This window comes from Halomonas sp. McH1-25, assembly GCF_022348165.1.
Lineage (GTDB): Bacteria > Pseudomonadota > Gammaproteobacteria > Pseudomonadales > Halomonadaceae > Modicisalibacter.
In genome coordinates this window covers 33,442-52,889 of the sequence record NZ_JAKRFI010000007.1, presented here as the reverse complement: position 1 = coordinate 52,889, position 19,448 = coordinate 33,442, and the positions used below count along the sequence as shown (strand labels likewise).

The window sequence follows — 19,448 nt, the reverse complement described above, 5'->3', positions numbered from 1 at the left end:
GCCAGCGAGCGAAGCGCCCTGACCATCTCTTGTCGAAGCGTCCGGTTAACCGGTCACCGTCCGGTTAACCGGATGTATTTAGCGATAGGGAATCGGCGAGGCCGTGGCGTGCCAGCTTTTCGTAGAAAGAGGATTTGGCAATGCCCAGGCGCCGGGCGGCCCGGGTACGGTTGCCGCCGCTCTCCGCCAGGGCATGCTCGAGGGCATCGCGTTCGGCTCGCGCCAGGGTCGCCTTGAGCGACACGCCCAGCGTCGGAGTGACTGCCGGCTCGCAGCGCAGCGCTTCCGGCAGGTCGTCGACATCGAGCCGGGTGCCACCCAGGTAGAATGCCGCCTCGAGCACGTTCTCGAGTTCGCGCACGTTGCCCGGCCAGTGGTAGCGGCACAGGCAGGCCAGTGCCGCCTCGCTGAGCCCCGGACAGCGTCGGCCACGCTTCTCGGCCAGGCGCGCCAGCAGGTGACGGGCCAGGCCGGGAATATCCTCGCGGCGTTCGCGCAGAGGGGGAATGGTCAGGGGTACGACATTGATGCGGTAGAACAGATCTTCACGGAACTCGCCGCGCTCGACCAGACTTTCCAGCGGGCGGTGGGTTGCGGCAATGACCCGCACATCGACCGACACCAGCCGCGTGGCGCCGACCGCCTCGACCTCACGGTCCTGCAGTACGCGCAACAGCTTGACCTGCATCGCCAACGGCATGTCGCCGATCTCGTCGAGAAACAGCGTGCCGCCATGGGCGAGCTGAAACTTGCCCGGCTTGCCGCCCTTGCGCGCCCCTGTGAAGGCGCCTTCCTCGTAGCCGAACAGTTCGGCCTCGAGCAGGTGTTCGGGAATCGCCGCGCAGTTGAGCTTGATGAACGGCTCCTTGGCGCGCTCCGATAGCCGGTGCAGGGCATGCGCGTAGAGTTCCTTGCCGGTGCCCGACTCGCCACGGATCAACACCGAGGCATCGCCCGGCGCGACCTTGCGCACCTTGTCGTTGAGCGTGAGGATCGCCTCGCTCTCGCCGATCACGTCGGCCAGTTGCCAACGGGTGCCGGCGCGAGCGTCCAATGCCTGCCGGTAGTAGTCCACCTCGGCTTCGAGCGCCTTGACCTGGACGTTCATCTGCCGCCATTCCCAGGTGTCGTGGTAAATCACCGTGCCGATGGCCCCCACCACCTTGCCATCCACACGGATCGGGTAACGGTGAGCGATCATATGGTGGCCGCGGACCTTTTGCAGTTGCGCCAGCTCGGCCTTGCCCGACGCCAGCACTTCGGGCATACGTGTATTCTCGATGATCTCGGCCACCGGCCTCCCCACGACGGCCAGCGGGTCCACCTCGAGAAAATCGGCATAGGGCGCATTGAGGTAGGTGATACGCGCCTCGCCGTCGACCACCACCAGCCATTCGCTCATGGCATCGAGGCCATGCAATAGCAGCGGGGAGATCGATGTCTCCGCCGGCACTGAAAACAGCGCATTCCCCATGGAGCGTCCCCTGCATGATGCGTGTCGCTCCAGCATTGCCGGGCGCAGCAGACACGACAAGGCGACCTTGGGCGAAGCGCTAACGCAAACCCGATGGCATGATGAGGCAATTCGCTGCAGGATATGTCACGATAATTCTACTGAATAACTCAGTGATGCAGTGCGGCTTGCTAGCCCGTCAATCGACACAGGAGCCAGGATGTGAGCCCCTCGGATAGCTGTTTCATACGTCATTTCAGTCACTTCGCCCCTTTGTCCGACAGGGACAAGCACCTTCTGAAGAAACTCGAGGTCAACCCGGTCAGTGTGAACGCCGGGACTACGCTGTGGGAAACCGGCGACCCCGCCGGCCGCTTCGGCGTGTTATCGCAGGGCTGGGCGTTTTCCTGCCGCTACATGGAAGACGGCACGCGGCAGATTCTCGATATTCACATCCCGGGTGACGTGATCGGACTCGGGGAGTACGCCTTCCACCATCGTCTGAACACCGTGGTTACGCTCACCAAGAGCGAGATATGTTATTTCCCGCACAAGCACCTGCAGGAAGTCTTCGACGAGTCATCGACGCTGACCTCGCTGTTCTTCACCATCGCCGGCCACCACCAGGCGCTGCTGACCGAGCGGCTGATCAACATGGCCCGCCGCAACGCCCAGCAGAAGCTGGCGCACTTCCTCTACGAAACCCTGCAACGCATGCAGCGTATCGGCGCCTGCAATGCCAACCGCATTGAGCTACCGCTTTCCCAACAGCTCATCGCGGACTTGCTGGGCATTTCCACCGTGCATATCTCACGGACCTTCGCCGTGTTTCGCGAGCAGGGCCTGGTATTTCGTAAACGTCAGTGGGTCGAGATCCCCGATGTCCATGCCCTTGCCTGCGTCGCGGAATTCGACGGCAAATACCTGGACGGTGGCCTGTCGCTACCGAGCGAGGCCCCTCGTCAGTCGTCCACCGTATAGCGACTTACGGAGGCCAGCTCATTCTGCCAGACGAGCCGCGGTATCCTCGGCGCCCATGGCCTGGGCCAGGTCGCGGGCGGTCATGCCACGGCTTTCGGTGGCCTGCGGATTGGCCCCGCTGGCAAGCAGAAAATCGACGATCTCGACGTGGTTGAACATGGCGGCGAACATCAGCGCCGTCTTGCCGTCCGGCGAGCAGCCATCGACGTCGGCGCCATGCTCCAACAGCAGCTTGACCATCGGCAGGTTGCCTTTGTAAGCGGCGCCTGCCAGGGGATTCTGACCGTGATCGTTGCGCATTTCGGGGTCGGCGCCATGCTCGAGCAGTACACGTGTGGTTTCCATATGACCATGGTAGCTGGCCAGCATGACCAGACTGTCGCCTTTCTGGTTGCAGAGATTGGGCGGGAGCCCCTGGGGTAGCCACTCGCGGAAGGTCTCTGTATCGCCGATTCGCGCACAGTTGAATAGCTTGGTGGCCAGTTCGATGGTCTCTTCATCCGGCATCGGCTTGGCGTCCTGGGGAGCTTGCGACATGGTGTTCTCCGTGCAGTCACTATGATAGGCGGTATTATTCAACCCATCATAGTGACCTTGGCGGCCATCCGCAGCGCCAAGCAAACTATCGGCGCCATTGGCCAATACCATGTAGCTGACCGCATGACTCGGTCCGTAGGCAGGTTACTTGCGCACCACGGCCGGCTCGGCGGCCAGCACCGCTGAAGGCTGCTGGCGATAGTGCAGGTAATCGTCCAGTCGCCGCTTCTGAGCCTCGGTTAGCTGCAGGTCCAGCTTGGTTCGACGCCATAGGATATCCCGCGTCTCGCGGGCCCACTCGTGGTCGATCAGGTAATCGACTTCGGCGCGGGTAAGTCCGGCGCCGAAGTCCTCGCCCAACTCACTGGCAGATTGCTTGCCCGTCAGGAAACGCTCGCACAGGCGACCGTAGCTGGACGCGAAGCGTTCGGCACGCGGCCGACCGAGAAAGGGATAGTGTCGCTCCAGTTCGTCGGCATACGCCAGCCGGCCCGGGATGTCGCCACCCGGCAGGCCCACCTCGCTGGTCCAGGAACGCCCCATGGTGGGCAAATAGGGCTTCAGTTGCGCCAGCGCCGTTTCGGCGAGCTTACGGTAAGTGGTGATCTTGCCACCGAACACCGACAGCATCGGGGCACTGCGGTCGTCCTGGCCCCGGTCAAGGCTCAGCGTGTAGTCGCGGGTCATGGCGGAGGGGTTGTCGGCCTCGTCGTCGCATAACGGACGCACCCCGGCATAGCTCGCCACGATATCGTCACGGGTCAGGGGATCGCGGAAGTGGTCGTTGATCACCTCGAGCAGATAGTCGATCTCCGCATCGCTGATGGCGATGTCGGCCGGATCGCCCTGATAACCGATGTCCGTGGTGCCGATCAGGCTGTAATCCTGTTGATAGGGCAACACGAAGACGATGCGATTGTCGCGATTCTGCAGGATATAGGCCCGCTCATCAGTATTGATGCGCCGGGTGACGATGTGGCTGCCTTTGATCATGTTGATGGCGTAGCGCGACGAGCGCCGCGTTTGTCCACGAATGAACGACTCGACCCAAGGGCCTGCCGCGTTGACCAGCGTTCGCGCCTGACGGGTAAACGTCGATTTGTCGCGGTGGTCCTCGAGGGTGATCGTCCAGATGCCGTTTTCCTCCACGGCACCGACACAGCGTGTGCGCACCAGGATTTCCGCCCCCGCGTCGCGAGCCTGGATCGCATTGAGTACCACCAGACGCGCATCGTCGACCCAGCAGTCGGAATACTCGAATCCCTTGCGTATGTCCGGCTTCAGCGGACTGTCGGCACCGAAACGCAGCGACGCTGCCCCGGGCAGGTCGTTGCGTCGGCTCAAATGATCGTAAAGGAACAGTCCGGCGCGCAGCATCCAGGCCGGACGCAGATGAGGCCGATGCGGCAGGATAAAGCGCAGTGGCCAGACGATATGCGGCGCTTTCTTCATCAGCACCTCGCGCTCGTGCAACGCCTCGCGCACCAGGCGAAACTCGTAATACTCGAGATAGCGCAAACCGCCATGGATCAACTTGCTGGAAGCCGATGAGGTGGCGCCGGCGAGATCCCCCTGTTCGCAAAGCCCCGCGTGCAGGCCGCGCCCCGCCGCGTCGTTGACGATGCCGGTACCATTGATGCCGCCGCCAATCACGAAAAGGTCAAGGATGTCTGGACGCTGGGAATGCATGAGCCGCTCCGCTGAAGTCGCGAGTCAGGGAATGTAGCGGCACACAGACAGGCCTTTCGCTTACCGCTGCATTACGCACTGATGCGTCATAAATGTTCTGTATCGAACATAAACAACGCGCAAACGAACATCAAGCGAAAATTTGCCCGGGCATAGGCGGCCCGACTCATTCGTCGACGACATGCAGCTCCACACCGTGGGCGCGCATCAGTTCGCGGATCGGCTGCGGCGGCTGATGGTCGGTGAATAGCGCATTGACCTGACTGAGGTTGCCCTGGCGCACCACGGCATTGCGCGAGAACTTGGAGTGATCGGCAGCGAGCAGGACCTGGCGCGAATTCTCGATGATCGCCTGGGCGACACGCACCTCCTGGTAATCGAATTCGAGCAAAGAGCCATCCTCGTCGATGCCGCTGATGCCGATGATGCCGAAATCGACCTTGAACTGACGAATGAAGTCGATGGTGGCCTCGCCGATGATGCCGCCGTCCCGGGAACGCACCACACCGCCGGCGACGATGATGTTGAAATCCTCCTTGCGCTGGAGGATGGCGGCCACGTTGAGGTTGTTGGTGATCACTTCCAGCCCGCGATGCTCGAGCAACGCCTCCGCGGCCAGCTCGGTTGTCGTGCCGATATTGATGAACAGGGAACTGTGGTCGGGGATATGTTCGGCCACACAGCGGGCAATACGCTGCTTGGCTTCGAGGTTGAGCGTCTTGCGCGTACTGTAGGAGGCATTGACGGTGCTCGAGTCGACCAGCCCCGCCCCGCCATGAACCCGGCGGATCAGATTGTCGTCGGCGAGCTGGTTGAGATCGCGACGGATGGTCTGCGGCGTCACATCGAAATGCTTCGTCAGTTGTTCGATGGAAGCGTATCCCTGCCGCTTGATCAGTTCGAGAATGGCACTGTGGCGATGATGCTGGGGCATGGTCGTGTCCTGGCGATCGATCCGGATGGAAAACAGGCCTCGGCTCGCGACAGGCCCCAAGCGTTGGACCATGGTCTAAGGCCAACGATTCCCAATTCGATTGTAATAGTCGAGTGAGACGAATACCTTGCAAATGTTCGATAACGAAAAAGTCGTTCCATGTCGCGCTACGCTACGTCCGGGTAGCGGTCATGGCATTCTACCTTTCGTTGGCAGGTCAGGACATTCCGGCCCATGCCGATCGTGACCGACGAAGACCGAGGAGCCTCATGAACAAGAAATACATCCTGGCCATCGATCAGGGCACGACCAGCTCACGCGCCATCCTGTTCGACCGGGAAGGCCACACCGTAGACTCGGCCCAGCGCGAATTCGAGCAGATCTTTCCCCAGCCAGGCTGGGTCGAGCACAATCCGCGCGCCATTCTGACCAGTGTGCTGGTGACCGCTACCGAGGTGATCAAGAATTCCCAGGTCGACGTGGCCGAGATCGCCGCCATCGGCATCACCAACCAGCGCGAAACGGCCGTGGTCTGGGATCGCCACACCGGCCAGCCGATCCATAATGCCATCGTCTGGCAATCGCGCCAGACCAAGGACATTTGCGACCAGCTCAGCAGCGATGGCTTCGAGTCGCTGGTTCGCGAGAAGACCGGTCTGCTGATCGACCCTTACTTCGCCGGCACCAAGGTGAAGTGGATACTCGATCACGTCGAGGGTGCCCGCGAACGTGCCCAGCGTGGCGAGCTGCTGTTCGGCACCATCGATACCTGGCTGATCTGGAACCTGACCGGTGGCAAGGCCCATGTCACCGATTACACCAATGCTTCTCGCACCATGCTGTACGACATCCACACGCTGCAGTGGGACGACGAATTGCTGGCCATGCTCGACGTGCCGCACGCCATGCTGCCCGAGGTGCGCTCGTCCAGCGAGGTCTATGGCTACACGTTACCCCAGCATTTCTTCGGCAGCGAGGTACCCATTGCCGGGGTGGCAGGCGATCAGCAGGCGGCCCTGTTCGGCCAGGCCTGCTTCGAGCCGGGCATGGTCAAGAACACCTACGGCACCGGGTGCTTCATGCTGATGAATACCGGTGACAAGGCCGTTCAATCGCAGAACGGTTTGATCACCACCATAGCCTGCAGCCGCAACGGCAAGGTGGAGTACGCCCTGGAGGGCAGCATCTTCGTGTCAGGCTCGGTGGTGCAATGGCTGCGTGATGGGTTGCGCATGCTCGGCAAGGCCAGCGACTCGCAGGCCTACGCCGAACGCGCCGGTCATAACGAGGAAGTCTACATGGTGCCGGCCTTCGTCGGGCTGGGCGCCCCCTACTGGCGCAGCGACGTACGCGGTGCCGTGTTCGGGCTGTCGCGAGGCACGTCCAAGGAGCAGTTCATCCGCGCGGCACTGGAGTCGATGGCCTACCAGACCCGTGACGTGCTCGCCGCGATGGAAGCCGATGCCGGCCTGCAACTGAAGGAACTGCGTGCCGATGGCGGTGCCGTGGCCAACGACTTCGTGATGCAGTTCCAGAGTGACATTCTCGGTGTGCCGGTGTGCCGACCGCGCGAGACGGAAACCACCGCGCTCGGCGCGGCCTACCTGGCCGGCCTGGCTACCGGCTTCTGGGCAAGCTGCGAGGACATCGCGCGCCAGTGGGCCACCGACCGGCGCTTCGAACCGGCGATGCCGGAAGACGTACGCGAGCGGCTCTACAACGGCTGGCGTCAGGCCGTGCAGGCGACCATGGCGTTCACTGTCGAGTGAACGCCGGGTGGCCGGGCGCCGGTGTCATGCGCAGCCTAGTGCGCTTCGTCCCAATTCCCCCCTGCCTCGGCTTCGACGATCAGTGGCACGCGCAGCTCGGCGGCGTCCTGCATGCGCTGCTTGACCGCACCGATGAAATCCTCGACCTGAGTTTCCCGCACCTCGAAGACCAACTCGTCGTGCACCTGCATGACCATCCAGGCATCGAATTCGGCGGCGCCCTCGCGCGGGTTCAGCCAAGTGTCGACGTCGATCATTGCGCGCTTGATGATATCGGCGGCGGTGCCCTGCATCGGCGCGTTGATCGCGGTGCGCTCGGCGGCCTGACGGCGGGCATGCTGGCGGGAGTTGATCTCGGGAAGGTACAGCCGGCGTCCGAACACGGTTTCGACGAAGCCATCCTCGGCGGCCTGCGACCGGGTGTCGTTCATGAAGCGCGCCACACCGGGGTAGCGGTCGAAATAGCGATCGATGTAAGTCTGCGCCTGGTTGCGCTCGACCCTGAGTTGCTTGCTCAATCCCCAGGCGCTCATGCCATAGATCAACCCGAAGTTGATGGCCTTGGCGCTACGCCGCTGGTCGGGCAACACGTTCTCCAGCGCTACGCCGAACACTTCGGCAGCCGTGGCAGTGTGAATGTCGCGCTCCTCGGCAAAGGCATCAAGCAGCCCCTTGTCCTCGGACAGGTGCGCCATGATGCGCAGCTCGATCTGCGAGTAATCGGCGGCGACGATGCGATAACCCGGCCGGGCGACGAAGGCCTGACGGATCTTGCGCCCTTCGTCGGTGCGGATCGGAATGTTCTGCAGGTTGGGGTCGCTGGATGACAGCCGGCCGGTCGCGGTCACCGCCTGGTGGTAGCTGGTGTGGATGCGCCCGGTCGTCTTGTTGACCAGAAGCGGCAGCTTGTCGGTGTAGGTCGACTTGAGCTTGGTCAGCCCGCGGTGGGCCATGATCACCTTGGGCAGCGGGTAATCCAGCGCCAGTTCCTCGAGCACCGCCTCGGCGGTGGACGGCGCGCCCTTGGGCGTCTTCTTGATCACCGGAATCTTCTGCTCCTCGAAGAGGATGTCGCAGAGCTGCTTGGGCGAGCCCAGGTTGAACTCGCGCCCGGCAATGTCGAAGGCTTCCTTTTCCAGCTCGCGGATGCGCGCCTCGAGCTCCTGGCTCTGGCGGTGCAGACGCTCGGCATCGAGCGCCACGCCGATACGCTCCATGCGCGAGAGCACCGGGATCATGGGACGCTCGATGCTGTCCAGCACTTCGCTCAGGCGTCCCTCCGCCTCGATGCGTGGGCGCAACTCGCGGTGCAGACGCAGGGTGACGTCGACGTCCTCGCAGGCATACGGCACGGCCTGCTCGAGCGCGATCTGATTGAAGGTGAGCTGCTTGGCGCCCTTGCCGGCGATCTCCTCGAAGGTGATGGTCTTCTCGCCGAGATACTTGAGCGCCAGCGAATCCATGTCGTGGCGTGTGGCCGTGGAGTTGAGCACGTAGGACTCGAGCATGGTATCGGTCAGCGCCCCCACGACCCGGATGTCGTAACGCGCCAGCACCGAAATGTCGTACTTGAGGTTCTGGCCGATCTTGCCCTTGGCAGGGTCTTCGAGCAGCGGCTTGAGCGCAGCGAGCACGGCATCGCGCGCGAGCTGTGCAGGCGCGTCCAGGTAGTCGTGGGCCAGCGGGATGTAGGCCGCCTCGCCGGGCTCCAGAGCCAGGCCGATGCCGACGATCTCGGCTTCCATGTAGTTGAGGCTGTTGGTCTCGAGATCGAAGCAGAACGTCTCGGCGTCCTTCAGCCGCGCCAGCCAGGCATCGAAGTCGTCCTGGGTCAGCAGGGTATGATCGTTGCGATCCGGCTTGGCCAGCGTGACCGGCTCGTCCACGGCGTTTTCGCCTGCCGCGGGCGTATCGCGCGTCGACGCACCGGCCGACGCTCCGCCCGCGACGTCATCGACGCCTTTATCCTTGCCGGCCAGCAATTCGGACAGCCAGGCCTTGAATTCGAGATCGCGGTAAAGCTCGAGCAGCGCCTCGCGATCGGGATGGGCGATGTCCAGATCGTCGAGCCCCACCGGCAAATCGCAGTCGGTCTTGATGGTCGCCAGCCGATACGACAGGTAGGCCTGCTCGCGATTCTCCTCGAGTTTCTTGGGCAACGACTTGGCGCCACGAATGCTCAGCGTGGCGACTCTGTCGAGGTCGGCGTAGATCGCATCGAGTCCGCCGATGCCCTGCAACAGACCGAGCGCGGTCTTCTCGCCCACCCCGGGCACGCCGGGAATGTTATCCACCTTGTCGCCCATCAGCGCCAGGAAATCGATGATCAGTTCCGGCGGCAGGCCGAACTTGGCGGTGACGCCCTCGGTATCGAGCGTCTCGTTCTTCATGGTGTTGACCAGGGTTATGTGGCCATTGACCAGTTGCGCCATATCCTTGTCACCGGTGGAGATCACCGCATCGCGGCCTGCCTCCGTGGCATGGCGCGCCAGCGTGCCGATGACGTCGTCGGCCTCGACCCCTTCGACGCATAGCAGCGGCAGGCCCAGGGCGCGCACGCAGGCATGCAACGGCTCGACCTGCTCGCGCAGATCGTCGGGCATCGGCGGGCGGTGCGCCTTGTACTGCTCGAAGAGCTCGTCACGGAACGTCTTGCCCTTGGCGTCGAAGACCACCGCCATGGGGCTGTTGGGGTACTGCTTGATCAGGCTCTTGAGCATGTTGATCACGCCCTTCACCGCCCCGGTGGGTTTGCCCTTGGAAGTGGTTAGCGGTGGCAGGGCGTGAAAGGCCCGATAGAGGTAGGATGAACCGTCGACGAGAACGATGGGGGTAGCGGCCATGGATAAGGCATCCCTGGGAAACGAAAGACAGACAATACCCCCATGATACGCAAGCCGGCGGTGGTCGTCAGTCGTCGCCGGACAAGCCGCTAGACTGTAGTCATGCCGTCAGGGAGGAACGGATGAGTTATCGCCGCCTGTTGAAGGATCGTTGCGGCTTGCTGGGCATTGCCTTTCTCGCCGTGTTCTCGGGCAACATGGGCCAGAGTTTCTTTATCGGTCTGTTCCAGCGCCCGCTTACCCACCATTTGGAAATCGGTGCCGGCACGTTCGGTACGCTGTATTCGATAGTCTCACTAATCGCCGGGTTCATTGTCCTGCGCCTGGGCCCCAGCCTCGACTGGGTGTCGCCCCGCCGCTTTGCGCTGGCGGTGTTGACCGGCCTGTTCGCCGGCGTACTGCTGATGACGTTGTCGCCATGGCTCATTGCCGCCGTACTGGGCCTGGGACTGGTCAGGCTGTGCGGTCAGGGATTGCTGGTGCATCTGGGCTTTACGCTGGCCGGCCGCGAGTTCGGCGACCAGCGCGGTCAGGCGGTTGGCGTGGCTAGCCTGGGCATGCCGCTGGGTGAAATCGTGCTGACGCCGACAGTGGCCCTGTTACTGGTGTGGCTGGGCTGGCGGGAGGCTTGGTGGCTGTTTGCTCTGGTCCTGATCGTCGCCTGGCTGCTCCTGACGCTCGGCGCGAACTGGCCACCGGCACCCCAGGTGACAGCGGCCGAGGCCCGAACTCCGACGGTTCGTCCATTACGCGATGCGCGCTTCTGGCGATTATTGCCGCTGCTGATGATATTGCCTGTCACCATGACCGGTATCTTTCTCTATCAGGCCCAGATGACCGACGACCTGGGCGCCGCGGCGGCGACGTACGCCTTGGCTCTGGCCGGCAAAGGATTGGCGCGCATACCCGGTGCACTGATGGGTGGTCGTTGGGTCGATCAACTCGGCGAGCAGCGCCTGGGGCGGTGGTACCAGCTGCCATTTGCCCTGGCCTTGGTCATTGCGCTGACCGTGGGTGGCGACATCGCCATCTGGGCGCTGATGCTGGGCGGCGGTCTGGTGGTCGGCATGCAAGAGCCCGTGGCCAACAGCCTGATGGTCAGCCTATGGGGCAGCGAACACTTGGGGCGGGCCCGGGCCGCCCTGAGCGCCAGCATCGTGTTCGCCACCGGACTGTCACCTGCCGCGTTCGGTATCCTGCTCGACCTGGACACGGGTTTCGCGACACTGCTCGGCGGCATGCTGGTCCTGCTGGTGGTGAGCTGGCTACTCGCCCAGGGGACCCTGAGCGAGATTGCGCGTCGTCCCACGCCCCGGGAATGGCTGCGTCCGTCATGACAGGCCCGTCATGAACTGTGCAGTACTCCATGTACCGCCTGGCTAGGAATATCCATGAGCTATCTTGCACTGCTGCGCCAACATCGTCTTCTCCACCGGTATCGCCCCGGCGGTGCTCGGCCTGCTGATCGATGCCGGATTCGATTTCCGCGTCATCCTCGTCGGCATGCTGGCCTTCATTATCTTCGGGTGGTTGCTGGCACAACGTCCCATCGCCGCGTCGCAATTGTCGCAGTGAGTGCAAGCCCACCGAATTTGCGCATACACTGCAACTATCTCGTCGACTGCAGACGCTCGGAGGCAATCATGAACGTGTCCCGCCCCGCCCAGGCCATGCTTTTCGGCCTCATCCTGCTGGGTACCCCGCTGCTGACCCTGGCGCAGCAGGACAATACCGTCGAGCCGGACATCACCGTCCGTCAGGAAGAGGATCGCACCGTTCGCGAGTATCGCGTCAACGGCCAGCTCTACGCCATCGAGATCCAGCCCAGGGTCGGTCCGTCCTATTTTCTGGTCGATGACGACGGTGACGGCGATTTCCGACGCAGCGACAACGAACGTATCGCCATTCCCAGTTGGGTGCTGATCTCCTGGTAGGCCATCGTGCCGGCTTTTTCCGGGCCGGCATCGACGACGCCCCTGCAAGGCCGGGCGGCAAGCCGCTACAATAGCGCGCTTGAACCTCAGGGCGAGAACAACATGGCCGTATTCACTCCGCTGAACGACGCTCAGGTGTCCGGCTTCCTCGGACGCTTCGACGTGGGCAGTCTGGTCACTTTCGAAGGGGTTGCCAGCGGCACCGAGAACACTACCTATTTCGTTACCAGCGATCGGGAATCGCTGGTACTGACGCTGTTCGAACAGGGCGAGCACGACGAGCTGCCGTTCTTCGTCGATCTGCTCGACTACCTTGCCGAGCACCGCTTGCCGGTCCCGGGGCCGGTCCACGACCGCCAGGGCATCGCATTGCAGAGCCTGGCCGGCAAACCGGCGTTGCTGTTCCCGCGGCTGCCCGGCAAGTACCCCAAGCATCCCAATCTGGCCCAGTGCGAAGCGCTGGGCGACGCTCTGGGTCGTCTGCACTTCGTATCGCAGCGCTTCGAGGGGCATCGCCCCAACCCGCGCGATCTGCATTGGCTGCTCTCGACCCATCACCAGGTGCTGAGTTATCTCTCGCCCAGCGACCAGGCGCTGATGAGCGACGAGATAGACACCTACCAGGGGGCGTTCGAAGGCGCAGATGCATTGCCCCAGGGAGCGATTCATGGCGACCTGTTTCGCGACAATACGCTATTCGATGGTGACCGCCTGGGTGGCATCATCGACTTCTATAACGGCTGTACCGGAGATTTGCTGTTCGATCTGGCGATCGTCATCAACGACTGGGCCAGCGATGCCGATGGCAGTCTCAACCGTGAGCGCCACGACGCGCTGCTGCGCGCCTACCTGTCACGGCGTCCGCTGACCGAGACCGAGCGGCAGTGTTGGCCGCTGATGCTGCGCATGACCGCGCTGCGCTACTGGCTATCGCGGCTGCTGGTGGTCTACGTCGATCCACCGGCCCATGAGCTGACGCCACACGATCCCGAGCAATTTCGCACCATTCTCAACCGGCGCATCACGGATGGTGCCCTGCCATTGCCAGGCTAGGAAATTTTCCCCCTGGCGCCCGATGCATTAGGCTCTACGACCGTTATTCCTCTAGTCATGGAATGACACGGGCCGCATAATGCGGCCCCGTTTTCGACCCGGAAGACTGCGCAGGAGAAGAGTGCCATGAGTTCACCCGCCGCCAAGGCACGTCGCACGTACAATATCGACCAGTGGGGCAGTGGTTACTTCGACGTCGACGACCAGGGACACACCGTGGTTCGTCCCCTGGGCAGCGAGGTCGAGGGCCCGGCGCTTCCTCTCGACGCCCTGGTCGACCAGATTCGCGAAGCCGGCCTACGCCTGCCAGTGCTGGTACGCTTCACCGACATCCTGCATGACCGCGTCGAACAGCTGTGTGCCGCCTTCGATGCCGCGATGCAGGAAGAGGCCTACCAGGGCGGATATACCGCGGTGTATCCGATCAAGGTCAACCAGCAGCGCCGCGTGGTCGAGGAAATCCTCGCCACTCAGGAGCGCGGCCATGGCCGCGTCGGCCTGGAGGCCGGCAGCAAGCCCGAATTGCTGGCCGTGCTCGCCCTTTCCGCCGATGGCTCGTCACTGATCGTCTGCAACGGTTACAAGGACCGCGAATACGTTCGCCTGGCACTGATGGGCGAAAAACTCGGCCATCGCGTCTATCTGGTGGTGGAGAAGTTCTCGGAACTCAACCTGATCCTCGAGGAAGCCCAGCGTCTCGGCGTCACGCCGCGCATCGGCCTGCGTGCTCGCCTGGCCTCGGTGGGCAAGGGCAAGTGGCAGGACTCGGGTGGCGAAAAGTCCAAGTTCGGCCTGACCGCAACGCAGGTCATCGATGTGGTCGAGCGGCTACGCAGCGCAAACGCGCTCGACAGCCTGCAGTTGGTGCACTTCCATCTCGGCTCGCAGATTGCCAATATCCGCGACATCCAGCGCGGCCTGCGTGAATGTGCGCGCTTCTACCAGGGGCTGCGCGAAATGGGTGCGCCGATCGACACCGTCGATGTCGGTGGCGGCCTGGGCGTGGACTATGAAGGCACACGCTCGCGCAGCTTCTGTTCGATCAACTATTCGATGCGCGAATATGCCAGCAACGTGGTGTGGGCATTCAGCCAGGCTTGCGAGGCCGAGGGCCTTCCGCATCCGCACCTGATTTCCGAGTCGGGACGGGCGCTGACGGCGCACCATGCGGTACTGATCACCAACGTCATCGACGAGGAGCATGTCGGCGAGACCGCACCCACGCGTCGGCGTGCCGAGGACGACCCGCAGGTCGACGAGCTGTGGCGCGTCTACGACCGCCTCGAGACCATGCGCGAGCCGCGTGGCCAGGTCGAGGCCTATCATGACCTGGTGCAGGCGATCGGCGAACTGCAGGAGCGCTTCGTGATGGGCCTGGCCGACCTGGATGCCCGTGCCGAGGGTGAGTCGGTCTATTTTGCCGCCTGCCAGCGTCTGCGCTCACGCCTGGACAGTCGCAACCGAGCCCACCGCGATATTGCCGATGAACTGGCCGAGAAGCTGGCCGACAAGCTGTTCGTCAACTTTTCGCTCTTCCAGTCGGTGCCTGACGTATGGGGCATCAAGCAGGTCTTCCCCGTGTTGCCATTGACCGGGCTGGACCGCGACCCGACCCGGCGTGGCGTGATTCAGGACATCACCTGCGACTCGGACGGCCGCATCGATAACTATGTCGACGGTCAGGGGCTCGAGACCACCCTGCCGCTGCCGGAGTGGGACGACAACGACGACAAGCTGCTGGGCATGTTCCTGGTCGGTGCGTATCAGGAGATTCTCGGCGACCTGCACAATCTGTTCGGTGACACCGACTCGGTAGATGCCGCACTCGATGGCGACGGTCAATGGCGTCTGAGCAACCTTCAGCATGGCGACAGTGTCGGCGACGTACTGCGCTATGTGAACTTCGATGCCGGCGTACTACGTGAACGCCTCAAGGCCCAGCTCGACGGCAGCGGCCTGAGTCGCGACGAGCATGCCGAATTTCTCGACGATTTGGCTGCCGGCCTTGAAGGTTACACCTATCTGGAATGATGGGGCCCCTGCCCGGCAGGTCAAGCGCCGCCCGAGAGGGCGGCGCTTGCGTTTGAGAGCCTGACAAAGACGGTCTCGTCATTCACCGGTGCGGGTCACGAAGTCCAGCCCAGCGTGACTGGCGCCGGCCTGCAGTTGGAAGTGCAGCTCGACATTGCGCGGCAGCGGGCCGACGCCTGCCGGCGTGCCGGTCAGGACGACATCGCCCGGTGCCAGTGTAAAATGCCGGCTCATCTCGGCGAGCAATTCAGGCACGGTGAACAGCATGTCGCCACTGTTGCCGGTCTGGCGGCGCTCACCGTCGATGTCCAGACTGAACTGCAGATCGCGCCAGTTGGGTACGTCGCGCAGCACGGCGAACGACGACAGCGGGCATGCACCATCGAAGCCCTTGGCGATCTCCCATGGATGCCCTTTTTCCTTGAGACGTGACTGGACGTCGCGCAAGGTTAGGTCCAGTGCCAGCCCAAGCCCGACGACGGCCCGCTCGGCGGCTTCCGGCGTGGTGTCCTTGAGCGTCTCACCAATCAGCAATGCCAGCTCGGCTTCGAAATGTACCTCACCGCGTGCAAAGGGGGCCTCGACGGTCTCCTCGAGTGCCGTGGCGCTGGTTGCCGGCTTGATGAAGAGAATCGGTGCACTGGGGACCGGGTTGTTGAGCTCCCTGGCATGCTCGGCATAGTTGCGGCCGACACAGACGATCTTGCCCAGTGGCTGGCCCATCAATTGGCCATCGGTAAAGCGCGGAACGAACGGCATTCGGGTCTCCTTTGACGACACGGGTAGTCGTGTCTGAAGAGTCTACCGCATGCCTGGCCTGCCATGCAGAGTGACGTGGCCTATAAACGATTGCGGCCCCGTCAGGGCCGCAGTGACACATGCTCCAAACATGTCTTTATCGTTACTCGGGCTTCCACTCCTCGCCCGGGGCATGAGCCAGGAAGGAAGGCCGGCGCCGACGCGCCCCGAAAGGCTCGCGGCATGCATTGTCGACGCGGTTGTAGACGAAGAACACGTTGCTGCGCGGATCGGGCGACATGTTGGCATTGGAACCATGCAGCGTGTTGCAGTCGAACAACAGCAGACCGCCGGCAGCGCCGGTCGGCGCCTCGATGCCGTTGGCTTCGATCAGGCGCTCCAGCGCCTCGGGGCTGGGAACACCGAATTCCTGGGTCTTCAGTGACTGCTTGTGGTGATCGTCCGGCGTTTCGCCCAGGCAGGGCACGAAGACCTTGTGCGATCCGGGAACCAGCATCAGCGGACCGTTGTAGTGATGGTTGTCGGTCAGCACGATGGATGCGCTCACGGCGTGCATGGCCGGCATGCCATCCTCGGCGTGCCAGGTTTCGAAGTCCGAGTGCCAGTTGAAGCCCTTGCCCTGGAAGCCCGGCTTGTAGTTGATGCGCGACTGGTGAACGTACGCCTCGCCACCGAGAATCTGCCGGACACGACCGGTCAGGCGCTGGTCATTGGCCAGGCGGGCAAACCGCTGCGATAGGAAGTGCACGGCAAACAGCGAACGAATCTCCTGACTGTCGGGCTCGGTGATGCTGAAGTCCTTGCCGCGATAGGCATCGTTATCGAGCAGGACCTTGAGTTCGTCGCGTAGCGCGGCGACCTCGTCGCCAGACAGGAAATTCGGCTCGAACAGGAAACCGTTGCGCGCGAAGTCGTCGAGTTTCTCCTGGCTGAGCGGGCCGTCCTCGGCCTTGCCCTTGACCACCGCTTCCTGGCGGTGAATCCATGGCAAATCCATGGGGCGCGCGAGTCGGGTGGGATAGTTGTCACGTCGGTCGGGAGCTGTAGCGACCCGGGATGGGGATGCGGTCTGTACTGACATCCAATCACCTCCAAAAGTTTGTGATCAGGTTCAGGTCCAGTCCGGCATTCGGCACGCCAGAAGAAGCGCGCTGGCGAATCATGCGTTACCAGCAGTGTCCATAGGGTGCCATGAACTGCCGTGTCTTGCTTCTATAGAGGATCCTGTTGCTTGGGCGTCATTTATCCTAAATGACGAATGGTAATTTGCAACCAGAGGTAGTGCATCTGATTGCAATATTCTTATGCGATCCTGATAGGGTATTTTCAACCCCAGGCCAACCAAGCGAGCCTTATGCCCATCGCCTCCATCTTCACGGAATTCTTCAAGCTTGGCTGCATGAGCTTCGGCGGTCCGGCGGCCCACATGAGCTACTTCCATCGCCGCTTCGTCGACGAGATTCGCTGGGTCGAGGCCCGGGACTATGCGGAGCTGATGGCGCTCTGTCAGTTTCTCCCCGGTCCGGCCAGTAGCCAGATGGGCATGGCAATCGGCTATCGTCGGGCCGGGGTGTCCGGAAGCCTTGCGGCGTTCTTCGGCTTCACTCTACCATCCGCGCTACTGATGCTGGTCGCCGGCCTGTGGCTGGCCCAGGCGGAGATGAACGAGATCACCAATGCGGCGCTACATGGCCTCAAGTTACTCGCCGTGGCGGTCGTCGCCGATGCCGTCGTCAAACTGTATGCCACCGCCTGCCCCGACCGACCGCGTCAGGGCATTGCCCTGCTCACGGCAGCTGCGGTCTGGCTGTGGCCAGGCATGGCGGCGCAACTGGCCGCCATTGCCTTGGCCGCCATGATCGGCGCGTTGCGGCCTATCGAGGCGTCACCTCAGCGGGGCTCTTCACAGACCCTGTCCCGTCTGGGTTTCCTCTTCCTGGCCGTATTCGTCAGCTTGCTGCTGCTTCTCCCCTGGCTGGATGCCGAAGGAAAGTTGGCGGTCTTCGATGCTTTCTACCGTGCCGGCGCCCTGGTATTCGGTGGCGGCCATGTCGTATTGCCGCTTCTGGATGCCCAGCCACTCATTCGCGACGGCATGAGCGAAGATACTTTTCTGGCCGGTTACAGCCTGGCGCAAGCCGTACCGGGGCCGATGTTCTCTTTCGCCGCATATCTCGGCAGTGCACTCGACGGCTCGCTGCTGTCGGGCCTGGTAGCGCTGGTCGCCATCTTTCTGCCCGGCTGGCTATTGCTCATGGCCATCTTGCCGATCTGGGCACGCCTTCGGCAAAACCCACGATTGGCGGGTGCGTTGGCGTGGGTCGTCGCTGCCACCGTAGGTTTACTCCTGGCCGCGCTCTATACGCCGGTATTCGTCTCTGCCGTGACCGGCCCTGCCGCCATGGCCATCGTCGTATTCCTCTGGGCTCTGTTGCGTCTGGCACGACTGCCGTTATGGGGCGTGGTAATCATCGCACCGCTGGCTGGCCTGGCCCTTACTGAGCTCGGCATGGCATAGCGCTTTGGCTAGCCGCTTCTCGGGCCAAGGAGAATGACTCCGGCACCGACCAGGCACACACCGGCCCCTATCAGGTCCCAGCGGTCGGGCTGACGATGTTCGATCAACCATAGCCATAACACTGAAGTGACGATATAGACTCCGCCATAGGCGGCATAGGCACGACCTGCATAGTCCGTATCCGCATCCGCCAGGCTCAACAACCACGCAAACAGCGCCAGGCTTGCCATTCCCGGCAGTAGCCAGCCCATGGACTTCCCCAAGCGCCACCAGCCCCAGAAGGCGAAGCAACCTGCAATCTCGGCAAGAGCTGCGGCAAGATAGATCAGGGGCGTAGGCATCGGACGTGCAGCTCCAAAAGAATTCATTCCAGCCAATCAACTTGTCGTCGTGGCTGCAGCGACTCGCTTGATGCGGGTAGATTCAGGCGCCAGTGACGCAAAAAAACCGCTGTACAGATCGCTCGATCTTCCCAGCGGTTTTGAGATACCTGGTGCCGGCGAGTGGATTCGAACCACCGACCTACGCATTACGAATGCGTTGCTCTGCCAACTGAGCTACGCCGGCGCGAAAGGGATGATAACGGTGTCGAGGACTCATCAACAAGCCCTCGCCGAACGCCGTTCAGTCTGCCTGCTGCTCGCTTTCGCGACGCAGCTTCTCGGCCAGCTTACGCAGATAAGCCGGTGTCACCGAGGCGATGCCGGCATCGCTCATCGCATTGGCTAACCGTAGATACGCTTCGGCATCGGTACCGGCCAACCGCGCCTCTTCCTGCTCGAGCTCCGTCATGATTCCCCGATCTCCGTACTAGCGGCTAAGCGCTCGTGTCCTGTAAAGCAGTCAATAGCTTATCAAACGTTGGCACTACGAGACTTGACGGCACACGAGAAAAATTTCGCCCTGAGGTAACTTAATGAAACGTTAAGTAATCCACCCAAGCCCCA

Annotated in this window: 17 protein-coding genes and 1 tRNA gene; 8 read left to right on the top strand and 10 right to left on the bottom strand. The window is 62.5% G+C overall.

The features are described from left to right. Positions 1-64: 64 nt before the first annotated feature. Entirely contained in the window at positions 65-1,474 is a 1,410-nt protein-coding gene (locus MHM84_RS16520) for a sigma 54-interacting transcriptional regulator (RefSeq protein WP_239267438.1), read from the bottom strand. A 201-nt stretch (positions 1,475-1,675) separates the two neighbouring features. Between MHM84_RS16520 and MHM84_RS16515 the strand changes: the two genes are divergently transcribed. Beyond that, positions 1,676-2,434 (top strand): Crp/Fnr family transcriptional regulator, encoded by a 759-nt coding sequence (locus MHM84_RS16515; protein ID WP_239267437.1) that lies wholly within the window; start codon positions 1,676-1,678, stop codon positions 2,432-2,434. Positions 2,435-2,452: 18 nt separating this feature from the next. On the opposite strand, the gene MHM84_RS16510 is transcribed toward MHM84_RS16515, so the two are convergent. The 3 genes from MHM84_RS16510 to MHM84_RS16500 all read right to left on the bottom strand — a co-directional run bounded on the left by MHM84_RS16510 (position 2,453) and on the right by MHM84_RS16500 (position 5,594). Continuing rightward, complete coding sequence (locus tag MHM84_RS16510; protein ID WP_239267436.1) at positions 2,453-2,971, bottom strand: ankyrin repeat domain-containing protein; 519 nt, start codon at positions 2,969-2,971, stop codon at positions 2,453-2,455. Positions 2,972-3,115: 144 nt separating this feature from the next. After that, entirely contained in the window at positions 3,116-4,660 is a 1,545-nt protein-coding gene (gene glpD / locus MHM84_RS16505) for a glycerol-3-phosphate dehydrogenase (RefSeq protein ID WP_239267435.1), read from the bottom strand. Between the two features lie 166 nt (positions 4,661-4,826). After that, positions 4,827-5,594, bottom strand: coding sequence for a DeoR/GlpR family transcriptional regulator (locus MHM84_RS16500; protein WP_239267434.1), 768 nt, complete (start codon positions 5,592-5,594; stop codon positions 4,827-4,829). A gap of 269 nt (positions 5,595-5,863) precedes the next feature. Here MHM84_RS16500 and glpK point away from each other — a divergent pair, with 269 nt between their 5' ends. Beyond that, a complete protein-coding gene (gene glpK / locus MHM84_RS16495) occupies positions 5,864-7,363 on the top strand; it encodes a glycerol kinase GlpK (RefSeq protein WP_239267433.1) in 1,500 nt (499 codons plus the stop codon). Positions 7,364-7,398: 35 nt separating this feature from the next. Here glpK and polA read toward each other — a convergent pair whose 3' ends face one another. Further along, a complete protein-coding gene (gene polA, locus MHM84_RS16490) occupies positions 7,399-10,206 on the bottom strand; it encodes a DNA polymerase I (RefSeq protein ID WP_239267432.1) in 2,808 nt (935 codons plus the stop codon). 122 nt (positions 10,207-10,328) lie between these two features. Here polA and MHM84_RS16485 point away from each other — a divergent pair, with 122 nt between their 5' ends. From MHM84_RS16485 to speA, 5 genes are all read left to right on the top strand, one after another. Then, the gene (locus MHM84_RS16485; protein ID WP_239267431.1) at positions 10,329-11,543 is read left to right on the top strand and encodes an MFS transporter; all 1,215 of its coding nucleotides are present in this window, start codon (positions 10,329-10,331) and stop codon (positions 11,541-11,543) included. Between the two features lie 64 nt (positions 11,544-11,607). Beyond that, positions 11,608-11,781 carry a hypothetical protein gene (locus MHM84_RS16480; RefSeq protein WP_239267430.1) on the top strand — a complete coding sequence of 58 codons (174 nt, stop codon included), beginning with the start codon at positions 11,608-11,610 and terminating at the stop codon, positions 11,779-11,781. Between the two features lie 68 nt (positions 11,782-11,849). Beyond that, a complete protein-coding gene (locus tag MHM84_RS16475) occupies positions 11,850-12,140 on the top strand; it encodes a DUF2782 domain-containing protein (RefSeq protein ID WP_239267429.1) in 291 nt (96 codons plus the stop codon). A gap of 102 nt (positions 12,141-12,242) precedes the next feature. After that, a complete protein-coding gene (locus MHM84_RS16470; RefSeq protein WP_239267428.1) occupies positions 12,243-13,193 on the top strand; it encodes a homoserine kinase in 951 nt (316 codons plus the stop codon). A gap of 126 nt (positions 13,194-13,319) precedes the next feature. Further along, positions 13,320-15,224 carry a biosynthetic arginine decarboxylase gene (gene speA / locus MHM84_RS16465; protein ID WP_239267427.1) on the top strand — a complete coding sequence of 635 codons (1,905 nt, stop codon included), beginning with the start codon at positions 13,320-13,322 and terminating at the stop codon, positions 15,222-15,224. Between the two features lie 78 nt (positions 15,225-15,302). On the opposite strand, the gene MHM84_RS16460 is transcribed toward speA, so the two are convergent. Both MHM84_RS16460 and thpD read right to left on the bottom strand, forming a co-directional pair. Further along, on the bottom strand, positions 15,303-15,983 hold the full coding sequence (locus MHM84_RS16460; protein ID WP_239267426.1) for a fumarylacetoacetate hydrolase family protein: 681 nt from the start codon (positions 15,981-15,983) through the stop codon (positions 15,303-15,305). 142 nt (positions 15,984-16,125) lie between these two features. Further along, positions 16,126-17,064: an ectoine hydroxylase gene (thpD, locus tag MHM84_RS16455; RefSeq protein WP_239267425.1), complete on the bottom strand. Its 939-nt coding sequence runs from the start codon at positions 17,062-17,064 to the stop codon at positions 16,126-16,128. 273 nt (positions 17,065-17,337) lie between these two features. Between thpD and chrA the strand changes: the two genes are divergently transcribed. After that, the gene (chrA, locus tag MHM84_RS16450; protein ID WP_239267424.1) at positions 17,338-18,501 is read left to right on the top strand and encodes a chromate efflux transporter; all 1,164 of its coding nucleotides are present in this window, start codon (positions 17,338-17,340) and stop codon (positions 18,499-18,501) included. Between the two features lie 8 nt (positions 18,502-18,509). On the opposite strand, the gene MHM84_RS16445 is transcribed toward chrA, so the two are convergent. From MHM84_RS16445 to MHM84_RS16435, 3 genes are all read right to left on the bottom strand, one after another. Next, complete coding sequence (locus MHM84_RS16445; RefSeq protein ID WP_239267423.1) at positions 18,510-18,842, bottom strand: YnfA family protein; 333 nt, start codon at positions 18,840-18,842, stop codon at positions 18,510-18,512. Positions 18,843-18,992: 150 nt separating this feature from the next. Beyond that, a tRNA-Thr gene (locus MHM84_RS16440) sits at positions 18,993-19,068 on the bottom strand. Between the two features lie 57 nt (positions 19,069-19,125). Next, on the bottom strand, positions 19,126-19,293 hold the full coding sequence (locus tag MHM84_RS16435; protein WP_239267422.1) for a hypothetical protein: 168 nt from the start codon (positions 19,291-19,293) through the stop codon (positions 19,126-19,128). Positions 19,294-19,448: the final 155 nt, after the last annotated feature.

Bases quoted from the DNA above. Each gene is read 5' to 3' on its own strand.
- MHM84_RS16520 (WP_239267438.1), bottom strand. From the start codon at position 1,474: ATGGGGAATGCGCTGTTTTCAGTGCCGGCGGAGACATCGATCTCCCCG.
- MHM84_RS16510 (WP_239267436.1), bottom strand. From the start codon at position 2,971: ATGTCGCAAGCTCCCCAGGACGCCAAGCCGATGCCGGATGAAGAGACC.
- glpD (WP_239267435.1), bottom strand. From the start codon at position 4,660: ATGCATTCCCAGCGTCCAGACATCCTTGACCTTTTCGTGATTGGCGGC.
- MHM84_RS16500 (WP_239267434.1), bottom strand. From the start codon at position 5,594: ATGCCCCAGCATCATCGCCACAGTGCCATTCTCGAACTGATCAAGCGG.
- glpK (WP_239267433.1), top strand. From the start codon at position 5,864: ATGAACAAGAAATACATCCTGGCCATCGATCAGGGCACGACCAGCTCA.
- polA (WP_239267432.1), bottom strand. From the start codon at position 10,206: ATGGCCGCTACCCCCATCGTTCTCGTCGACGGTTCATCCTACCTCTAT.
- MHM84_RS16485 (WP_239267431.1), top strand. From the start codon at position 10,329: ATGAGTTATCGCCGCCTGTTGAAGGATCGTTGCGGCTTGCTGGGCATT.
- MHM84_RS16475 (WP_239267429.1), top strand. From the start codon at position 11,850: ATGAACGTGTCCCGCCCCGCCCAGGCCATGCTTTTCGGCCTCATCCTG.
- MHM84_RS16470 (WP_239267428.1), top strand. From the start codon at position 12,243: ATGGCCGTATTCACTCCGCTGAACGACGCTCAGGTGTCCGGCTTCCTC.
- speA (WP_239267427.1), top strand. From the start codon at position 13,320: ATGAGTTCACCCGCCGCCAAGGCACGTCGCACGTACAATATCGACCAG.
- MHM84_RS16460 (WP_239267426.1), bottom strand. From the start codon at position 15,983: ATGCCGTTCGTTCCGCGCTTTACCGATGGCCAATTGATGGGCCAGCCA.
- thpD (WP_239267425.1), bottom strand. From the start codon at position 17,064: ATGTCAGTACAGACCGCATCCCCATCCCGGGTCGCTACAGCTCCCGAC.
- chrA (WP_239267424.1), top strand. From the start codon at position 17,338: ATGCCCATCGCCTCCATCTTCACGGAATTCTTCAAGCTTGGCTGCATG.
- MHM84_RS16445 (WP_239267423.1), bottom strand. From the start codon at position 18,842: ATGCCTACGCCCCTGATCTATCTTGCCGCAGCTCTTGCCGAGATTGCA.
- MHM84_RS16435 (WP_239267422.1), bottom strand. From the start codon at position 19,293: ATGACGGAGCTCGAGCAGGAAGAGGCGCGGTTGGCCGGTACCGATGCC.